Origin of the sequence: Aeribacillus sp. FSL k6-2211, assembly GCF_037966125.1 — a bacterium.
GTDB classification, from domain to species: Bacteria; Bacillota; Bacilli; order Bacillales; family Aeribacillaceae; genus Aeribacillus; species Aeribacillus composti.
Genome location: NZ_CP150190.1, coordinates 1,128,083 through 1,147,414, shown reverse-complemented (window position 1 = coordinate 1,147,414; position 19,332 = coordinate 1,128,083). Strand labels below are relative to the sequence as shown.

Below are 19,332 nucleotides of genomic sequence, written 5' to 3'. Positions count from 1 at the left end.
TGCAAGAAAATTCTCCTCTTTTAGGAAGAGAAGATTTTTTCTTTTTTCAAAACAGAAGCAATAATGCCCAGTCCTAAATCAATTTCTTCATTCGAAACAGTGAGCGGAGGAAGAAGCCGTAACACATTGGATCCAGCTGAAAGTGCTAGAAGTCCTTCTTCTCTTAAAGAAGCAAGCACTTTATTGACCTCAATATCCAGCTCAATTCCAAGCAGCAATCCTTTACCCCGCACTTTTTTTACAGTAGGCACATCTCTCAAGAGTTCTGATAGACCTTCGAACAGCCGCTGACCTTTTTCCTGAACGCTTTGCAAAAAGCTTGGCTGAAAAACAGTTTCCAAAGTTGCTTTCGCAGCTGCCATAGCCAAATAATTCCCGCCGAACGTTGAACCGTGTGTTCCCGGTGAAAAACTTTCGATCAATTCTTGTTTTCCGATCATGGCTCCGACAGGAAATCCGCTTCCCAATCCTTTGGCGACAGTGATAATATCCGGAGAAATGCCGTAATGCTGGTAGCCGAATGCTTTTCCGGTGCGTCCGATTCCAGTTTGCACCTCATCGACGATGAATAATGCGCCGATCTCGCTGCACTTTTCTTCTACCGCCTGTAAAAATTCCTTCGTTGCAGGAATAACTCCTCCCTCGCCCTGAACCACTTCCAGCATAAAAGCAGCTATATCCTCATCATGAATGTTTTTCACCGCAGCTGCATCATTGTAAGGAAGATATTCGAACGTAGGAATGAGAGGACCGAACCCTTTATGTACTTTTTCTTGAGCAGTAGCCGTCATAGTCGCAAATGTTCTGCCGTGAAAAGACTGGTAAAATGTAATGATTTTATGTTTGCCGGTATGTTTTCTAGCCAGTTTAATGGCGGCTTCATTCGCTTCGGCACCGCTGTTCGCAAAAAATACGGCATCTCCGCTTGAATGCTCCACCAATTGCTTGGCAACCTCTTCTTGAAGGGGGATATGAAAAAGATTAGAAGTATGCCATACCTTTTGCAGCTGTTCAGTGATGGCATCCGCCACTTGTTTCGGACAATGACCCAGGTTGCATACAGCAATTCCGGAAATAAAATCTAAATATTTTTTTCCGTTTGCATCATATGCATAGCTTCCTTCTGCTTTTTCAATCGCCACATCCCACTTCGCATAGGTTGGAAATAAATAACTCATTTGACCACGACCTCTCGTTTTTTCGTAATTTTCGTCCCGATCATTTTCCCTTCCTTAAAAATACGGTCGTTGCCGCTCACAATCATCACATGCTCAAGCTGATCAGAAAGCGCATCTAAAGCCGCCTGTACTTTCGGAATCATCCCGCCGTAAATAACCTTCTGTTCAATGAGTTTTTCGATCATCGTTTCCGTCGCTTCTTCAATAAGCTTGCCGTCATGTAAAATTCCCGGAACATTTGTCACAAACAGCAGCTGTTCCGCATTTATTTTTTCAGCAATTGCACTAGCAGCCAGATCTGCGTTGATATTTAATTTTTGCCCATCCGCCGTTATGCCGATCGGGGCAATGACTGGAACATAGTCAAGAATTAGCAGCGAACGCAATAGTTCATCATTAATCTGCTCGACTTTGCCGACAAAGCCAAGATTTTCTTCATCTAAAAATGACGAGACAATTAGCTGACCATCAGTGCCTGAAAGGCCGATCGCTTTCACATTTTTTTGTGTCAACAGAGCCGTAAGCTGTTTGTTAATTTTTCCTGAAAGAACCATTTCTGCAATTTCAAGCACTTCTTTTGTCGTTTTACGCATGCCGTTGTAAAACTCGCTTTTTACATTTAATTTTGTCAACATATTGTTAATGTCCGGTCCTCCGCCGTGGACGATAATGACCCGTTTCGTAGTTAACAGTTCTTTTATGCTGTCTAAAAAGCTTTCTGACAGCTGTTCCAGCATGCTGCCGCCAAGCTTAATGACAACAATCGGTTTATCATGTCCGGTAACTTGCATTGATTTTGACATACTCATATGTTAAATCACATCCCCATGCTTTTCCTTGTGCTTCACCATTATTTAACATTACCTTGATTTCTACGATTTCCTGATCCAAATATTGGATCGCTTCTTGTTCCGAAAATGAAGCCGGCAATCCGTTTTTAAATAATAAGATATGGCCGAGATACACTTCCATTTGATTCGGATCGAATTCCGCTCCGCTGTAGCCGGCGGCGCACAAGATTCTTCCCCAGTTCGCATCTTTTCCATATATTGCAGTTTTGACGAGGGAGGATCCGACAATCGTCTTGGCAATGATGTTCGCTTCCTGCTTTGATTTAGCCCCATTAACAGAAACTTCAATCAATTTTGTCGCGCCTTCACCGTCTCTGGCAATTTGCTTTGCTAAATCTTCGCTTACTTTTCTCAACGCCTCTTTAAAAACAGGCCAATCTGGATGCTCTTCCGTCAGCATTGAGTGTTCAGCTTTTCCGTTTGCTAAAACAAGCACCATATCATTTGTTGATGTATCGCCGTCAACGGTTATTTGATTAAACGTTTCATCGATAACTTCTCGAAAAGCTTGCTGCAGCGATTTTTCATTGATATTCGCATCTGTCGTCAAAAACCCGAGCATTGTCGCCATGTTGGGATGAATCATCCCCGATCCTTTTGCTGCTCCGCCGATGGTCACCTGTTTTCCCTCGATTTCAAATTGATAGCAGGCAGTCTTTTCACACGTATCTGTTGTCAAAATAGCCTCGGCAAAGCTTTTGGCTCCTGCTGATGAACGTTCATATTCAATATTGTTGATCCCCTCTTGGACTTTTTCCATGTTTAAATATTCGCCAATCACTCCTGTTGAAGCGACAGCCACAAGATGATCTGCAATTCCAAGCTTTTCAGCTGTCCATTTCCGCATTGCGTATGCATCGCTTAAACCTTTTTCGCCTGTACAGGCATTGGCGTTGCCGCTGTTGACAATCACCGCTTGAATTTTGTTTTCCTTTGCAATGCTCTCTTTTGTCACAAAAATTGGGGCAGCTTGCACAACGTTTTGTGTGTAAACAGCTGCAGCTGTTGCTGAAACGTCACTATAAATGATGCCGATGTCTTTTTTATGAGTGTAGCGGATGTGCGCTTCATAGCCGCCTGCATAAAAGCCTTTCGGTGTTGTAATTGAACCGTTGTCTATTTTTCTTATTTTGGTTGTCACTAGAAGTCCTCCTTGATGTTATGGATATACTGGCAAAAAGTTTAGTCCTTCATTTTCTTGGAATCCTGACATAATGTTGAAATTTTGCACTGCCTGCCCTGCAGCGCCTTTCATCAAATTGTCAATGACAGATACGACTGTCAACCGACTTGTTCTTTGATCAAATGCAAGACCGATATCGCAATAATTCGAGCCGAACACTTCCTTTGTGCTTGGGAACGTTCCGTTTGTACGCACTCTCACAAATGGTGAATGTTTATAAAACGATTCATATAAATCTACTAATTTTGAAGTATTCCATTCTTCTAATAATTCAATATACATTGTCGCCATAATCCCTCTTGTCATCGGCACTAAGTGGGTGCTGAACGAAATGAAGCCGACTTTCTCGTCCCACTTATGAAGCTCCTGTTCAATTTCCGGTATATGCTGATGCTGATGTACTTTATAAATTTTGAAATTATCTTGTATTTCAACAAAGCTTGTAGCAAGCGACGCGTTCCGACCTGCACCTGAAACACCCGATTTTGCATCAACAATGATCGAGTTCTCTTTGACGATTTTTTCCCGCACAAGCGGTGCTAGGCCAAGCAAGGTTGCAGTTGGATAACATCCAGGATTCGCCAAAATTTTAGCGTTCTTAATATCCTCACGATACAGCTCTGTCAAGCCGTATACCGCTTTCTGCAAAAGCATTTCAGGCGCTGGTGCTTTTTTATACCATTTTTCATAATCATTACTGTTTTTTAACCTTAAATCGCCTGATAAGTCGATGATTTTCAATTGATCGTCAAGCAATTCCGGCGTCAGTGAAGCCGATATCCCCGACGGCGTCGCAAGAAAAACAACATCATTTTCTTCTTTTATTTGATCCGGCTCTAGCGGTTTTAGTTCATTTTCTTTTATATGGGATAAATGCGGATATTCGTCAATATAGCTCTTTTTTTCTGCTGAAGATGTATATAAATGAATGTTTTCGACATACCGATGATTGGCTAAAATTCGATAAAGTTCCACACCGCCATATCCTGTTGCCCCGATAATTCCTATATTCAACCTCAATCACCTTCAATTCATTCCGTTAAATTAGTTACCATTATAATACTGTATAAAAATAAAATCAATTGTATATTTATAATTTTTCTGTTCAAAAACAAGGATTCTTAATGTAGTAGAGAGCAGGGAATCCCTTGCAAATTATCCGGATATGCCATGCTGAAGAAAAAATGCAAATTATGTTTCGGGATAAAAGCTCCATTATGGTGAGAGATAAACAAAAGAAGCGATAAAGACGAAAATAAAAACATAATGACACTTGCAGCCAAATTGATAAAACATTTGCATAAAAAAAAGACTGGCCTTTTCCGCCAGTCTGCACAAGTTTTTATTGAATACCCAAGGCAATTTTTGCGTATCTGGACATGCGGTCCTTCGTCCAAGGTGGATTCCAAACGATGTTGACATCGACATCTTTGATTTCCGGAATTCCGTCAAGCGCAGCTTTTACTTGTTGAACAATTGTTCCAGCAAGGGGGCATCCCATTGCCGTCAATGTCATAGTTACTTTGAGGACTCCTTCATCGTTCAGTTCCAAATCATATATTAATCCTAAATTGACAATGTCAATGCCGAGTTCTGGGTCAATAACTTGTTCAAGAGCACCCATTATATTTTCCTTCAGCGCTTCATCCATTTCGATCCACTCCTCTTATATTCGTTAATTACATTATATCGAAGTTAATGTCACATTAAAAATTTTCTACCTCAAATGCCGTACAAACCATTCAACCGTTTCTAGCACCCCTTTTCGAGACACCTTATGCCCTGCATCCTTTTCCGCAATAAATGCCAAATGTTCCGGATTGTCAGCATACAACGGCTTTATCTCTTCATAAAATTGATAAGTAGGAGCGAATGGTACAACTTGATCCTTCATCCCGTGCCAAAACAAAAGGGGGCGGTTGCATAACGCTTCTTTATGTACGGATAAATCATACTCATACAATGCATCGAATTGCTGCTGAATTTCTTCTTCAGACAACGGAAAGGTATAGCCTGCTTTTTGATAGGAGTCCACAAGATATTTGAAAAATTCCTGATAATTTGGGCTGCCCATTAAACTGACAGCAGCTTTGATCCACGGATATTGAGTGAGCGCTCCAAGTGTAGCAACACCGCCCATGGAAGTTCCCGCTACCCCTATATTTTTCCCGTCAATCAATTCTTTTTCAAAAAAATAATTTTTTATTTTTTCGAGCTCTTTAACAGAACTGATAACAATATTCCAAAAATTTAAATTTAAGTCAGCCTCTGAAAGATTCTCATCCCTCTCTCCGTGAAATTTCGCATCAGGCAATACTACTCGCAAACCTTTTTCCGCCAAAAGATAGGCAATGTGCAAATTATGCTCTTTTGCGCTCGTAAATCCATGGATAAACACAACAAGCGGCAGCTCATCTTTTATAAAATCTTCTTTGCATACATGCAGTACAGGGATATTGTCCGCCATCGTATGCTCAACAATGACCTTCAATTAGGATGCTCCTTTCATTATTTTTTTGCTAAAATTAGTTTAACATATGGACAAAAAAGATGGAAAAAAGATACACTAAATAAAAACAAAAAATGAGGAGAGATTATGGCCAAAAAACATTTAATCGCATTGGATTTAGACGGCACATTGCTGAAAGATGACAAAACGATTTCTCCTTTTACAAAAAATGTTTTGCAAAAAGCACAAGAAGAAGGGCATATCATATGCATTTCAACAGGAAGGCCGTTCCGCTCGAGCAAAATGTATTACGAAGAATTAAATTTAAAAACCCCGATTGTCAATTTTAACGGGGCCTTTGTCCATCATCCGCTGGATGAATCCTGGGGATTTCATCATACAACCCTTGATGTATCTGTTGTAAAAGAAATTGTAGAAATCGCCGAACAGCATCAAGTCCATAACATTTTAGCAGAAGTGCTTGATCATGTTTATTTTCATTACCATAATGAACAATGGTTGGATATTTTCAGTATAGGAAATCCGAAAATTGAAATCGGCAACTTAAAAGCTGTTTTAAATCGCGATGTCACAAGCATGTTAATCCATTCAGATGAAGAAAATGTCAAGCGGATTCGCCATTATTTAAATGAAGTTCATGCGGAAGTTGTAGACCACAGAAGCTGGGCTCACCCGTGGCATGTTATTGAAATTATCCGAGCAGGCATTAATAAAGCAGTCGGATTGCAAAAAATCGCCGAATTTTACAATATCCCTCGAAAGCAAATTATCGCTTTTGGCGACGAAGACAATGATTTGGAAATGATCGAATATGCGGGATTAGGCGTTGCAATGGGAAACGGAATTGAGCCGCTCAAAGAGATTGCTGATGAAATTACGCTGACAAATGAAGAAGACGGAGTTGCAAAATTTTTAAAGGAATTGCTGTCCCTTTAATCTTTGCAAAAGTCCAAAAGTTCGATTATCTTTTTACACCTCACAACAATTGACAAGGATTTAGATGTTTAAAAAGGGATACCCTATAATTGACGAACTCATTTCGTCAATGATCAAAAGGGGGATTCCAACTTGGGCAAACGGAATAAATCGAAACGATTCATTGAGCAAGGAAAAGGTGCTGTCAAAAAACATGATGAAAAGTTTCCATACCGTATGACGTTTGCCGAATCAGAAGCAAGAGTCAATAACGAAGCAAGCTTCGAAGGATAATGCCCTTCCGTTCATTTTCGAATCCTTTTAAGGGCTGTTTTTATAATGAACAGATCGAATTTGAACAGACCAATCTTTGTACAGCATCTGCATCGAGAAAAAATCGAGCAGGCATAACACCATCCAGAATGCCGATTGTACGGCACATTTTGAACAAGGAATAAATATGAAATGGACGAAACGAGCTCCTCTTGTTTCGTCCATTTTTTCTTTTTTTGTCCTTCTTTTTTAAATTTTCAGTTTGCACAAATTGTATTGTTTTCTATTTGTGATCAAGATAGACTATATGTAAATGAAAAAAAGTAGGTGTGATTAATGAATATTCACATTATCGCTGATAGTGCTTGTGATCTGCCTGTCTCTTTTTTAAACGATCAAGGCGTTTCTTTCATCCCTCTTCGTGTCCACCTTGGCGAGAAGGACTATGAGGATCAATTGACAATCAAACCGAAAGAAGTTTACGACTATATGAGAGCTGGAAACGTTGCTAAAACATCACAAGCATCACCGGAAACAATCACCAATCAATTTGAAAAGCTGGCGAAAGACAATCAGCCGGCGCTGTATATTGCCTTTTCTTCCGAATTGTCCGGTACATATCAAACTGCCGTTATGGTTCAGCAGCAATTGCTTGAAAAATATCCGAATTGGAAACTGCAAATTATCGATTCGAAATGTGCTTCACTTGGGTATGGACTTGCTGTCCGCTACACCATTCAATTAGCAAAACAAGGACTTGATTTAGAACAAATGGCAAATGCAGTAAAAGAGTATTGCAGTCATATGGAGCACATTTTTACAGTTGATCGCCTGGAATATTTGGCTCGCGGCGGGAGAATCAGCAAAACATCTGCGTTTGTTGGCGGACTGCTTAATATCAAGCCGCTTTTGCATGTCGAAGAAGGAAAGCTGATCCCGCTGGAAAAAATCCGCGGGAAAAAGAAGCTTTACCGGAGAATTCTTGAGCTGATGGAAGAGCGTGGAGACGGATTGAGTGAACAGACAATCGCCATCAGCCATGGTGATGATGAAGAAGCAGCTCTCGAATTAAAACAATTAATTGAAGAAACGTTTCATCCAAAAGAAATGATCATCCATACGATCGGTGCTGTCATTGGTGCACACTCTGGCCCCGGCACCCTTGCTGTATTTTTTCTAAATAAACATATTCAAGAAGCTTCATGGAAATCATAAGTATATAACAGTATGGAAAGGAGCTTCCTGAATGTCCAAAACAAGCGATAATGATAAAAAAGCTGTAGACAACAATGCAAAACGACACGAAAAAAATCTATTGAAGGAAAAAAATCGAGAGCTTGGAAAACGGCAATACTCAAAGAAAACGGATCATTTATAATGCCCGCCTGTCGGGCTTTTTCTTTTTTTGAAATATCTCTAAAGGCGAGTCTTCCACCTCTTCTATCCGGACGTTCTGAAAGAAAAAGACGCTTTCTTATCTTACAGTATGCATCTTTTCTCTAGCTTTTGTTTTCATTTTTGTCTAATAAAACATGGGCGGGGCAATAACTTTCAATTTGATTAGGCCATTCATTTCATTAAAAAACAGAGAAATCCAAAACGTTTCCATATTCAAAAGCGGAGGTCATTTTTTTATATGTAAGAGGAAATGACAAACATGTGGGAATCTATCCTTTATTAATGTAAGATATTGTAAAATAAGTATACAAGAGGTGGCACAATGAAGAAACATGAAATTTCCGTGTATCTTACAAAAGAGATGGAGCCGGAATATGTCATTTCCCTTGTCCATGAAGCGATTAAATTTAACAGCTACATTTTATTCCAAACAAAAAAGCTCCAATTAAATGCGAAAAGCGTTTTAAGCATGCTCGGTTTTTCCGCCTTTTTAGAAGGTCATGTAGTCATCAGCGCTGAAGGAGAAGATTCGCTCGAAGCAGTAAAAAACTTACAAGACTTTCTTTCCCCTAAATGTTCTAAAGCGACATCTTTAGCTTAATTGCATTTAAGCAGATATTAATTTCCTTGCCGTTGCTTTAAGTAACGGTTTTTTCATTTAATTTGCGAGGAACCCCTAAAAGAGTTGTTCAACTGAACGACATTCACTATAATGAATGTAAATAACGTTATTGGAGGTAAAAAGTTGGCTAAGGAGAATTCATTTGACATCGTCTCAAAAGTGGATATTGCCGAAGTGAACAATTCCATTCAAATGGCGAAAAAAGAAATTGTAAACAGATATGATTTCAAAGGATCTAAAAGCGATATATCCCTAGAAAAAGATGAGCTTGTGCTAATCTCTGACGATGAATATAAGCTGAATCAACTAAAAGATGTATTAGTAAGCAAAATGATTAAACGCGGTGTCGCAACCAAGAATATTCAGTACGGGAAAATCGAAAAGGCTTCAGGAGGCACTGTCAGACAAAGAGCCAAACTTGTCAACGGAATTGACAAAGAAAACGGGAAAAAGATCAATGCGCTGATCAAAAATACCGGGCTAAAAGTAAAAAGCCAAATTCAAGACGACCAAGTCCGGGTAAGCGGCAAAAGCAAGGACGATTTGCAAAAAGTGATTGCAGCTGTGAAAAGCGCCGACTTGCCGATCGACGTACAATTTATTAATTTTCGCTAGCTTTGCCCTGTTCACAAAATTGAAATTTTATATTGATTATTTTGATAAAATTCGTTAAATTAGGATTAATCCGTTGTTTTAAAATTTCATACGGTAAAGCGTTCTTATCAAGAGAAGCGGAGGGACTGGCCCGATGAACCTTCAGCAACCGGATTACCCAAAAACTTTGGGTACCAAGGTGCTAAATCCAGCGATGCGTAAATTTGCGCTCGGAAGATAAGAAGAAGGGGAAATTGTTCAAGAAAAAGTCTTCTTCTTAGAAGGCTTTTCTTTTTTATATAGGTGTTCGCCTCCTTGCAGGCGCCTATTTCATTTGATTGGAGGACTTTTTATGGGGCTTTTACAAGATTTACAGAATCATATATTAATTGCCGACGGAGCAATGGGGACTCTACTATACTCATTCGGAATAGACAGATGCTTTGATGAGCTAAACGTTTCAAAACCGGAAGAAATAGAACGGATTCATTCAGCCTATTTAGACGCAGGCGCAACTGTTATTCAAACAAATACATACGGCGCCAATCGCATAAAGCTTGCCAGATATGGGCTGGAAGATGATATAAAGATCATCAACCAAAAAGGGGTTGAACTTGCAAAGAGGGCGTTACAAAAAGCGGAAAACAAAGGGTATGTCATCGGAACAATCGGCGGCATCCGTTCGTTTCAAAAAAGCGCCTTCACGCTATCTGACATTGCCGAAAATTTTCGTGAGCAGCTTCATGTCCTTTTATCCGAAAACGTAGATGGCATTATTTTAGAAACCTATTACGACTTGGAAGAACTGAAAACCGTTTTGCAAATAGCTAGAAAAGAAACGGATTTGCCCATTATCACAAATGTTTCTTTGCACGAACAAGGCGTCTTTCAAAATGGAACAAGATTGGCAGACGGTTTGAAAATGCTTGAAGAACTTGGTGCAGATATTGTCGGCCTCAATTGCCGTTTAGGCCCTTATCATATGCTGCAATCTCTGGAAGAAGTGCCGCTGTTTGAACATGCCTTTTTATCCGCTTTTCCAAACGGCAGCCTGCCAAGGTATGAAAACGGAAGATTAGTTTATGAATCAGATGAACACTATTTTTATGAAGCGGCTCTTCAATTCCGAAAACAAGGTGTCCGGCTTCTCGGCGGATGCTGCGGAACCGCGCCGAAACATATTCGGGCAATGGCTGAAGCGGTATCAAACCTCCCTCCTGTCACAGAGAAAGAAGTAAAAGAACGAAATGTTCCAATTCATGTTTTACCTATGAAAGAAAGTCAAGAAACTCCTCTCCCAGATATTGCAAAAAACAGACGCTCAGTGATTGTAGAATTGGACCCGCCGAAAACGCTCGGCTTGGAAAAATTTTTAACAGGAGCAAAAGCGTTGAAAAAAGCGGGGATTGATGCAATTACGCTTGCGGATAATTCCCTTGCTACACCAAGAATCAGCAATGTTGCTTGCGCAAAAATTGTGAAAAGCCGTTTCCAGCTTCGCCCGCTCGTTCATTTAACATGTCGTGACAGAAATTTAATCGGCATTCAATCCCATTTAATGGGGCTGCATACGCTTGGCCTGCACGATATTTTAGCGGTCACCGGCGACCCGTCCAAAATCGGTGATTTTCCGGGTGCAACCTCTGTCTATGATTTATCATCGTTTGATTTAATCAGTTTAATTAAGCAATTTAATGAAGGTTTGTCATACTCCGGAAAATCACTTGGTCAAAAAACAAACTTTACTGTTGCCGCCGCCTTCAACCCGAACGTAAGACATCTTGATCGCGCAGTTCAGAGACTTGAGAAAAAAATCAGCTGTGGAGCCGATTATTTTATTACGCAGCCGCTCTACTCGGAGAAGCTGATCGAAGAAGTATATGAAGCAACAAAACATCTGAATGTTCCGATATATCTCGGGATTATGCCGTTAATAAGCAGCCGCAATGCTGAATTTATTCATAACGAAGTGCCAGGCATTAAATTGTCCGATTCGATTCGCGAACAGATGCAAAAAGCAGGCAATGATAAAGAAAAGGGAAAACGAGAAGGACTTGCCATTGCAAAATCGCTTATTGACGCAGCATTTGACCTGTTTAACGGCATTTACTTAATCACTCCGTTTTTGCATTATGAGATGACAGTCGAGCTGACGGAATACATTCATGAAAAAGAAAAGGCAAAACGAGAAAGGAAGATTTCCCATGTATAACATAAAGGAACAGCTGGAGAAAAAAATTTTAATACTAGACGGAGCCATGGGAACAATGATTCAAGCTGCAGAATTATCTGCGAAAGATTTTGGCGGTGAAGAATATGAAGGATGCAACGAATATTTAAACATCACTTCCCCTGAAACGATTGTCCGTATTCATGAAGCGTACCTTGAAGCAGGCGCTGATATTATCGAGACAAATACGTTTGGCGGTACAAGCATCGTCCTCGAGGAATATAACTTGGGGCACCTTGCTTTTGAAATAAATAAAAAAGCAGCTGAGATTGCAAAGCGCGCTGCAGAAAAATATTCAACACCGGATTGGCCTCGTTTTGTGGCAGGATCAATGGGGCCAACGACTAAAACGCTCTCCGTTACAGGCGGCGTCACATTCCAACAATTGGCAGAAGCTTATCAAGTTCAAGCGGAAGGACTGTTAGAGGGGGGCGTTGATGTACTTCTGCTTGAGACAAGCCAAGATATGCTCAATGTAAAAGCGGGTTACTTAGGAATTCAACGAGCTTTTCAAAAGCTCAAGAAAGAAGTGCCGATCATTCTGTCCGGAACGATAGAACCGATGGGAACAACTCTTGCCGGTCAAGATATTGAAGCGTTTTACATTTCAGCTGAACATATGAATCCAATTGCCGTTGGCTTAAACTGTGCGACAGGCCCGGAATTCATGACCGATCACATCCGCACATTGTCTGAAATCGCCAATACCGCTGTCAGCTGTTATCCGAATGCCGGACTGCCTGATGAAGAAGGACGCTACCACGAATCACCGGAATCTTTAGCCAAAAAAATCAGAGGGTTTGCAGAAAGAGGCTGGCTTAATATGGTCGGCGGCTGCTGCGGAACAACTCCCGAACATATTCGCGCAATAAGGGAGGCAATGGAAGGCTTAAAACCGCGAAAAATCGTCAAAAAGCAAAATCAACATACGGTATCAGGCATCGAGCCCCTTCGCTATGATGAATCAATGCGCCCGCTGTTTGTCGGTGAACGCACAAACGTCATCGGTTCGCGTAAATTCAAGCGTCTCATTGCGGAAGGAAAATTTGAAGAAGCAGCGGAGATCGCCCGCGCTCAAGTGAAAAACGGCGCCCACGTCATCGATGTCTGTCTCGCAGATCCGGACCGAAACGAGCTTGAAGATATGGAAAACTTCATCCGCGAGGTTGTAAAAAAAGTAAAAGCGCCGCTTGTCATTGACTCAACCGACGCCAATGTCATCAGAAAAGCGCTCGAATACTCACAAGGGAAAGCGATCATCAACTCGATCAATTTAGAGGACGGCTTAGAACGGTTTGAAGAAGTTCTCCCGCTTGTGAAACAATTCGGTGCAGCTGTTGTCGTCGGAACAATCGATGAAGACGGAATGGCTCTGACTGCGGAGCGAAAGCTGGAGATTGCCAAGCGGTCTTATGACATTTTAGTCAATCAACACGGTATAAGTCCAAGCGACATTATTTTTGACCCACTCGTCTTCCCTGTCGGCACAGGTGATGAGCAATATATCGGATCTGCCCAAGAAACGATCGAAGGGATCCGTTTAATTAAAGAACATCTTCCCGGCTGTTTAACTATTCTCGGGATCAGCAATGTTTCTTTCGGGCTTCCGCCGGTCGGCAGAGAAATATTAAACGCCGTTTTTTTATACCATTGCACACAGGCAGGGCTCGATTATGCGATCGTCAATACGGAAAAATTAGAACGGTACGCTTCGATCCCTGAGGAAGAGCGGAAGTTGGCAGAAAACTTATTATTTGAAACAAATGATCAGACGCTCGCACAATTTACGAACTTTTACCGCGACAAAAAGAAAGAGGAAAAAAAGCCGAAAACGGAATTAACCTTGGAGGAACGGCTCGCACAATACGTTGTGGAAGGAACAAAGCAAGGATTAATCGAAGACTTGCAGCTGGCACTAGAAAAATATGATGATCCTCTCGATATCATCAACGGGCCGTTAATGAAAGGAATGGAAATTGTCGGCGAACTGTTTAACGACAATCAGCTGATTGTTGCTGAAGTGCTTCAAAGTGCGGAAGTGATGAAAGCATCTGTCGCCTTTTTAGAACCGTATATGGAAAAAAAAGATGACAGCGGCAAAGGAAAAGTCATTTTAGCTACAGTCAAGGGCGACGTCCATGACATCGGCAAAAATTTAGTTGACATTATTCTTTCCAACAACGGCTACCGCGTCGTTGATTTAGGCATTAAAGTTGCGCCGCAGCAGCTGATTGAAGCGGTCAATAATGAAAAGCCTGATATTATCGGTCTTTCCGGACTGCTCGTCAAATCAGCCCAGCAAATGGTGTTAACAGCACAAGACTTAAAAACAGCCAACATTTCGATTCCGATTTTAGTCGGCGGTGCTGCATTATCACGCAAATTTACCGATCAAAAAATTTCACCGGAATATGACGGTCCTGTGTTATATGCGAAAGATGCAATGGACGGGCTGTCGCTTGCCAATAAGCTGAGAGAAAACCCGGATGCTTTCCTTGAGAAAAGAACGGTCGCAGTTGAGGAAAAACAGAATAGACAGAAAAGCAGCAAACCTGTTATGATCATTGAAAAAAAATCATCTGTGTCCAAACCGACCGTATATCATCCAGCTGACTGCAATCCACACATTATTCAAAACATTGATATTGCCCAAGTCGTCCCGTATGTGAACATGCAAATGCTTTTAGGACACCATCTCGGATTAAAAGGCAATGTCAAACAGATGCTTCTGGAAAAACAGGAAAAAGCGGTAGAACTAAAAAATGAAATAGATGAATTGCTGCGTTTAGGGAAAGAATATGGCTGGTTCCGTCCATCTGCTATTTATCAATTTTTCCCGGCCTATCGCGAAGGAAACTCCATTCACATTTTAGATCCGGCTGCAAAAGATAAAATCATTGAGACGTTTACATTCCCTCGGCAGGAAAAGCCGCCGTTTTTATGCATTGCCGACTATGTAAGCGAACGGTCAGATGAAACACCGCATGATTATATCGCCCTGTTTGCCGTAACTGCTGGAAAAGACATTCGCAGCATCGCCATGCAGTTTAAAGAAAGCGGTGAATTTTTCCGGAGCCATGCGATTCAAGCATTGGCGCTGGAGCTGGCAGAAGGTCTTGCAGAGCGGACGCACCAGCTGATCCGCGACCGATGGGGCTTCCCGGATCCGCTTGACTTCACAATGCAGGAACGGTTTGCAGCAAAATACCAAGGTCAGCGCTATTCATTTGGCTATCCGGCTTGTCCAGACTTAGAAGATCAAGCGAAGCTGTTTAAGCTGTTAAAGCCTGAAAAAATCGGCATCCAGCTGACGGAAGGCTTTATGATGGAACCGGAAGCATCCGTCTCTGCCTTCGTCGTCTCACACCCTGAAGCTCGATATTTTAATGTCCTTTAATATTTCGTCTCGCCGTTAAGGGCAAGCTATTTTCGGATGCATATGGATAACGAAGTGCTCGTTTAGCACTTCGTTATCCATTTTTTATTAAATCGCCTCAAAGCTTTTCCTAACCATAAGCTTGAATAAATTGTATTAAAATAGCCTATTGCGGCTTCCTATCCGCCCGCTGAATGAAAACAACTGTTATAAACATTAGCACGATAACGGTTATCGACAAAAATAACCATTTTCTCAATAAAAATGGATCCCAAACAGGCGGATCGAATAGAAAGATGTGCGGCCATGGATAAATTCTCCTAACGTAAGCACTTCTAAAACCGTGTAAATCATGATAATCGTTAGAGAAATCTCAATGTTTTTAATCAGCACGATAAGTGATGTGCCAAAAAGCATATAGAATAATACTAAAATCATAAAATGAATCACGTTAAGACCAGATAACGAAGTCATCCCGTATTTCATCACAAAAGCGGTACATAAATGAAAAACCCCGATAATATTGACAATCAAGTACTGGAAGAAATCCATCCCAAACCGTTTTTAGTAATATGGAACTAACGTTTCATGCGCCCCTTCTTCATACATTTCACTCAGCCGATACATAAGGCACCAGCAAGTAAACGGTATAAAAACACCTTGAATAATAATGATATTACTGTGAATATCATCTTCCTCTCTTGGAACAAACAGAATAAGCAACAGAGATAAGCTAAACATCACAGCAGGGACAAAAAAAGTGAGCCCCATCGTCTTTCGGTCAAATACAAAGGTGCATAAATGCTTTCTAAATAATCTCTCATTTTAGTTCACACCCCTAACAACGGCTAAATATCGATCAATTAGTCTTGGTGCGACTTGTTTCGCCCCTTCTTCCTCTTTTTTCGCAAACACCCGTACATTCACGCCGTCTCCCTCTTCGAGAAGCTGAATCACTTCATTTTCCGCCATGATGGTATCCAATTCATTCGGCGAGACACGATATTCCCATACATATCTTTCCGCATGGGCTTTCAGCTCGGCTGGCGTTCCTTCGAATAGGACGTTTCCGCTTTTTAAAACACCGATCTTTGTCCATAAAAACTCAATATCTTCGACAATATGCGACGAAATGATGACGGTATGCTCCAAACCAAGGTTTATTAGCAAATTGCGGAAGCGAATCCGCTCTTCAATGTCCAATCCCGCTGTCGGTTCATCAAAAATTAAGATCGACGGCTTTCTCATTAACAGCTGTGCGATTCCCACCCATTTTCTCATTCCGCCGGATCATTCCATCATTTTCTTGTTTTCATGCCCTGTCAGATTGACCTTTTTAATAGCCTCCCATATAGTTGGAAAAATTCAAAAATATGTAAAATTTTTCTGTAAATTAATGGAGTTCATCATTTATAATTTTTGGTAGAGAAGCCTCTTCAATTTCTTCCCCTAAGATGGTTGCAACAGGGTTAACGTTAAAATAGAAAGGAAGAAGTGAAATGATTAAATTTTTAACTGAACCATTATTATTTGATACCAAAAAAGGTAATTATTGCTATGACAACAGTACGAGAATAGTTATTCCAGCAAATAAATCAGAAAAAAACTTTTTGTCGGGAATTAAGATAGGTGACACCATTCATGAAGAAGACTTCAAAAAAAAATAATCTAAATGAATTGCTTCATAAAATTGTAAAATATAACCTCTTTCAATCAGATTTTCAATTGCCTAAAATCACTGAACAATTTATTAAAGAAAAATTACTGACAGAGGGAATATCGCATCTATGCTTAATTGTTACCGATGCTTGCAATTTCAGATGCAAATATTGTATTTACTCTGATCATTATTTTTATTCAAAGATTTTTTCAAATAAACGTATGGAATGAAAATTCAACATTGTTCAAATTGTGAGAGAAATTTATTTTGCTTTGATTGCCGTGCGCTAGATTATTTTAAATCCAAAAGGATTGATGGAATGGTCTATTGCAATAAAATAGAAAAATCAACGGTTACCTCTACTAACTAAACCGGGGCGATATATATGAACAACAGCGTAAAATTATTGTTTAGCTATTTAAAAGAATTTAAAAAGAGCTTGTCCATAGCTTTTCTTTTATTAGTTGTTCTTTCTGCAATCACTGTACTTCCAGGATTAATCATTAAGAATATTTTTGATTTTGGAATAGCAAAAAAAGATTATCACTATGTTCTTTTATTCAGTGCAATACTTGCATTAATATATGTAATTAAGAGTATGCTCAACTATTTTTCCAATGTAGTTTTTACAAAAGTAAGCCAGAATATAGTGTTGAATCTTCGGCAAAATATATCAACAAGACTGCTGAAACTGCCTATGGAGTTTTTCAATTTTTACCCCAGCGGATATATTACATCAAGATTAAATGAGGTAAATAATATAGGGGGATTGTTTTCTGCCAACACATTTAAAATTTTGCTAAGTTTTTTTGAACTGTTTGCTACCCTTATTATTCTGGCAGCAATCAATTTCAAATTAACATTAATTTTATGTCTGCTAATGCCGGCATATTACATCATTTCAAACAAATTCTTGTCTTCAATATTTCATATATCTACTGAAACAGCTGAAAAAAGTGCCGTTTTAAACAACAAAATACAGCAGTCAGTACAGGGTATCGAAGAAGTCAAAAATCTCTCGGTAGAGGATAAAGAAACAGAAAAAATCAATTCAGCAGCTAAAGATCTAGTGGATGCCAATATTAAACAATCAATCTTTTATTCAATTGGTATGGAATTAATTGTTTTGGTTGGTTCACTGTCCTCTGTTTTATTAATCGTTATGGGTGGAAAAGATGTCATAATAAATAGTATGACAATAGGCGGATATATGGTATTTATGAACTATCTTCCCAGACTGTATTCGCCAATTCAAAATATATCGGCTACTGTTCTAACGATCCAGCCGGCATTAGTAAGTTTAAAAAGGCTCCATATATTTATTGAACAAATAGGAGAAGACGAGGAACAGAATAAAGTCAAAATAAATGATATTAAGAGCATTGAGTTTAAAGGTGTATCTTTTAGATATAAAGAAGACCAGCCATATATCTTGAATAATGTAAGTTTTTCGCTAGCCCCTGCTGATAAGCTTTTAATAAAGGGGAAAAATGGAACCGGCAAAACAACAATACTTAGAATATTAATGGGATTATATAATGTGCAAAAAGGAAAAGGACAAGTTCTTATAAATGGAATACCGATTGATGACATAGATAAAAAATCGCTTCGGAAAAACATTGGCATCGTATCGCAAAAAATATATTTATTTAACGATACAATTGAAAACAATATTAAATATGGTGTAGAAAACGTTGATTCGAATACTTATATGGAAGTGCTGAGAACGACTGGTTTAGATGATATTATAGAAAAATTGCCTGATAAAGAAAATACATTAGTTGGGGAAAACGGAAAAAATTTATCAGGAGGCCAAATTCAAAGAATTGCTATTGCCAGAGCCCTTTTAAAAGGGGCAAACATCATTATGTTTGATGAAGCAATTTCTCATATGGATTTTAGCGGTAAAGAAAAGATAAAGAAATTAATTGAAAGCGGCTCATCAAATTCCATTTTTATCATTATAGACCATAGCAATGATTTTGACACAGTATGCAACAAAATCATTCACTTACATGATCATCCACAAGGCGAAGCAACAATCGCTGCCAATTAGCAAAACTCATGACTTCAACCTAAAATCCGTAAATACCGTTCGCATTTTGCAAATTGCCCGGATTTTGTGCACTTTGGGTAATTTGACTCTTCCCCGATCCATGCCCCAGCCTGCGGGAAAAATCCATCACTCCTTCTGGGTGTAAGGGGAAGTATTTGAGGCTCTGATGAAAAAAACGAGGCAGGCGCCCCGGTTTCTATCATTCTTTTGCTTTGAGCTTAAAGAGTTTTGAAGAAAAATCGCCCGATTCATTGACCCCGAAGCGGGCATCAAAGATATCGTTCGTCAGCTGAATGCCGACGTTCATCAGTTCATTGCCGAAAAATGTGTTTTCGACTCCTTTTATTTCATATTCAAAATCGCCATTTAACCCTTTTAACAGAATGCGGGAATATCCGTGATTTGGTTTTGCCAGCACTTGGTAGTAACCTACAAACGCTTCTTTTTGATCTTCTGAAACAACCATACATGCCGTCACATTTCCGTCCCCGTCAAATGGGCTTATTAAGCGGTAAAATGTTCCTTT

The 19,332-nt window shown here is 39.9% G+C and carries 18 protein-coding genes, 1 pseudogene and 1 riboswitch; of the genes and pseudogenes, 10 read left to right on the top strand and 9 right to left on the bottom strand.

What is annotated here, in order from left to right; all coding sequences use genetic code 11:
- Positions 1–20 precede the first annotated feature (20 nt).
- The 6 genes from NSU19_RS05665 to NSU19_RS05640 form a co-directional block, all read right to left on the bottom strand.
- Positions 21–1,178, bottom strand: a complete 1,158-nt coding sequence (locus NSU19_RS05665) for an acetylornithine transaminase (protein ID WP_066248379.1) — start codon at positions 1,176–1,178, stop codon at positions 21–23.
- On the bottom strand, positions 1,175–1,987 hold the full coding sequence (gene argB / locus NSU19_RS05660) for an acetylglutamate kinase (RefSeq protein ID WP_327856678.1): 813 nt from the start codon (positions 1,985–1,987) through the stop codon (positions 1,175–1,177). Before argB ends, NSU19_RS05665 begins: the two co-directional genes overlap by 4 nt.
- Positions 1,950–3,170 (bottom strand): bifunctional ornithine acetyltransferase/N-acetylglutamate synthase, encoded by a 1,221-nt coding sequence (argJ, locus tag NSU19_RS05655; RefSeq protein ID WP_339199133.1) that lies wholly within the window; start codon positions 3,168–3,170, stop codon positions 1,950–1,952. The genes argB and argJ overlap by 38 nt, the downstream gene beginning before the upstream one ends.
- An 18-nt stretch (positions 3,171–3,188) precedes the next feature.
- A complete protein-coding gene (argC, locus tag NSU19_RS05650; protein WP_130158453.1) occupies positions 3,189–4,226 on the bottom strand; it encodes an N-acetyl-gamma-glutamyl-phosphate reductase in 1,038 nt (345 codons plus the stop codon).
- A 328-nt stretch (positions 4,227–4,554) separates the two neighbouring features.
- Complete coding sequence (locus NSU19_RS05645; protein WP_063387022.1) at positions 4,555–4,863, bottom strand: metal-sulfur cluster assembly factor; 309 nt, start codon at positions 4,861–4,863, stop codon at positions 4,555–4,557.
- Between the two features lie 66 nt (positions 4,864–4,929).
- Positions 4,930–5,679, bottom strand: coding sequence for an alpha/beta fold hydrolase (locus NSU19_RS05640; protein ID WP_066248429.1), 750 nt, complete (start codon positions 5,677–5,679; stop codon positions 4,930–4,932).
- 129 nt (positions 5,680–5,808) lie between these two features.
- Here NSU19_RS05640 and NSU19_RS05635 point away from each other — a divergent pair, with 129 nt between their 5' ends.
- The 8 genes from NSU19_RS05635 to metH all read left to right on the top strand — a co-directional run bounded on the left by NSU19_RS05635 (position 5,809) and on the right by metH (position 15,111).
- The gene (locus NSU19_RS05635) at positions 5,809–6,618 is read left to right on the top strand and encodes a Cof-type HAD-IIB family hydrolase (RefSeq protein ID WP_339199131.1); all 810 of its coding nucleotides are present in this window, start codon (positions 5,809–5,811) and stop codon (positions 6,616–6,618) included.
- A gap of 132 nt (positions 6,619–6,750) precedes the next feature.
- Entirely contained in the window at positions 6,751–6,891 is a 141-nt protein-coding gene (locus NSU19_RS05630; RefSeq protein ID WP_063387024.1) for a hypothetical protein, read from the top strand.
- 315 nt (positions 6,892–7,206) lie between these two features.
- Positions 7,207–8,085 (top strand): DegV family protein, encoded by an 879-nt coding sequence (locus tag NSU19_RS05625; protein ID WP_339199128.1) that lies wholly within the window; start codon positions 7,207–7,209, stop codon positions 8,083–8,085.
- Positions 8,086–8,116: 31 nt separating this feature from the next.
- A complete protein-coding gene (locus NSU19_RS05620; protein WP_082829462.1) occupies positions 8,117–8,248 on the top strand; it encodes a DUF3941 domain-containing protein in 132 nt (43 codons plus the stop codon).
- Positions 8,249–8,590: 342 nt separating this feature from the next.
- On the top strand, positions 8,591–8,869 hold the full coding sequence (locus NSU19_RS05615; protein WP_063387027.1) for an HPr family phosphocarrier protein: 279 nt from the start codon (positions 8,591–8,593) through the stop codon (positions 8,867–8,869).
- 144 nt (positions 8,870–9,013) lie between these two features.
- A complete protein-coding gene (locus NSU19_RS05610; RefSeq protein WP_063387028.1) occupies positions 9,014–9,505 on the top strand; it encodes a YajQ family cyclic di-GMP-binding protein in 492 nt (163 codons plus the stop codon).
- 101 nt (positions 9,506–9,606) lie between these two features.
- Positions 9,607–9,728: riboswitch (SAM riboswitch) on the top strand.
- Between the two features lie 108 nt (positions 9,729–9,836).
- Entirely contained in the window at positions 9,837–11,696 is a 1,860-nt protein-coding gene (locus NSU19_RS05605; RefSeq protein ID WP_339199126.1) for a bifunctional homocysteine S-methyltransferase/methylenetetrahydrofolate reductase, read from the top strand.
- Positions 11,689–15,111: a methionine synthase gene (gene metH, locus NSU19_RS05600; protein ID WP_144596634.1), complete on the top strand. Its 3,423-nt coding sequence runs from the start codon at positions 11,689–11,691 to the stop codon at positions 15,109–15,111. Before NSU19_RS05605 ends, metH begins: the two co-directional genes overlap by 8 nt.
- 234 nt (positions 15,112–15,345) lie before the next feature.
- Here metH and NSU19_RS05595 read toward each other — a convergent pair whose 3' ends face one another.
- Positions 15,346–15,624, bottom strand: a complete 279-nt coding sequence (locus NSU19_RS05595) for a hypothetical protein (protein WP_261308741.1) — start codon at positions 15,622–15,624, stop codon at positions 15,346–15,348.
- Between the two features lie 291 nt (positions 15,625–15,915).
- Positions 15,916–16,443: pseudogene (locus NSU19_RS05590) on the bottom strand (ATP-binding cassette domain-containing protein); the annotation flags it as partial.
- A gap of 146 nt (positions 16,444–16,589) precedes the next feature.
- Between NSU19_RS05590 and NSU19_RS05585 the strand changes: the two are divergent.
- Together NSU19_RS05585 and NSU19_RS05580 are read left to right on the top strand one after the other, a co-directional pair.
- Positions 16,590–16,757 carry a hypothetical protein gene (locus tag NSU19_RS05585; protein WP_339199123.1) on the top strand — a complete coding sequence of 56 codons (168 nt, stop codon included), beginning with the start codon at positions 16,590–16,592 and terminating at the stop codon, positions 16,755–16,757.
- A 378-nt stretch (positions 16,758–17,135) separates the two neighbouring features.
- Entirely contained in the window at positions 17,136–18,806 is a 1,671-nt protein-coding gene (locus NSU19_RS05580) for an ABC transporter ATP-binding protein (protein ID WP_327855894.1), read from the top strand.
- Positions 18,807–19,005: 199 nt separating this feature from the next.
- Here the strand turns inward: NSU19_RS05580 and NSU19_RS05575 are convergent, their stop codons facing one another.
- Complete coding sequence (locus NSU19_RS05575; protein ID WP_339199120.1) at positions 19,006–19,284, bottom strand: GH36 C-terminal domain-containing protein; 279 nt, start codon at positions 19,282–19,284, stop codon at positions 19,006–19,008.
- Positions 19,285–19,332 lie beyond the last annotated feature (48 nt).

Bases quoted from the DNA above. Each gene is read 5' to 3' on its own strand.
- NSU19_RS05615 (WP_063387027.1), top strand. From the start codon at position 8,591: ATGAAGAAACATGAAATTTCCGTGTATCTTACAAAAGAGATGGAGCCG.
- NSU19_RS05580 (WP_327855894.1), top strand. From the start codon at position 17,136: ATGAACAACAGCGTAAAATTATTGTTTAGCTATTTAAAAGAATTTAAA.
- NSU19_RS05665 (WP_066248379.1), bottom strand. From the start codon at position 1,178: ATGAGTTATTTATTTCCAACCTATGCGAAGTGGGATGTGGCGATTGAA.
- NSU19_RS05620 (WP_082829462.1), top strand. From the start codon at position 8,117: ATGTCCAAAACAAGCGATAATGATAAAAAAGCTGTAGACAACAATGCA.
- NSU19_RS05635 (WP_339199131.1), top strand. From the start codon at position 5,809: ATGGCCAAAAAACATTTAATCGCATTGGATTTAGACGGCACATTGCTG.
- metH (WP_144596634.1), top strand. From the start codon at position 11,689: ATGTATAACATAAAGGAACAGCTGGAGAAAAAAATTTTAATACTAGAC.
- argB (WP_327856678.1), bottom strand. From the start codon at position 1,987: ATGAGTATGTCAAAATCAATGCAAGTTACCGGACATGATAAACCGATT.
- NSU19_RS05585 (WP_339199123.1), top strand. From the start codon at position 16,590: ATGATTAAATTTTTAACTGAACCATTATTATTTGATACCAAAAAAGGT.
- NSU19_RS05605 (WP_339199126.1), top strand. From the start codon at position 9,837: ATGGGGCTTTTACAAGATTTACAGAATCATATATTAATTGCCGACGGA.
- NSU19_RS05640 (WP_066248429.1), bottom strand. From the start codon at position 5,679: ATGGCGGACAATATCCCTGTACTGCATGTATGCAAAGAAGATTTTATA.
- NSU19_RS05625 (WP_339199128.1), top strand. From the start codon at position 7,207: ATGAATATTCACATTATCGCTGATAGTGCTTGTGATCTGCCTGTCTCT.
- NSU19_RS05645 (WP_063387022.1), bottom strand. From the start codon at position 4,863: ATGGATGAAGCGCTGAAGGAAAATATAATGGGTGCTCTTGAACAAGTT.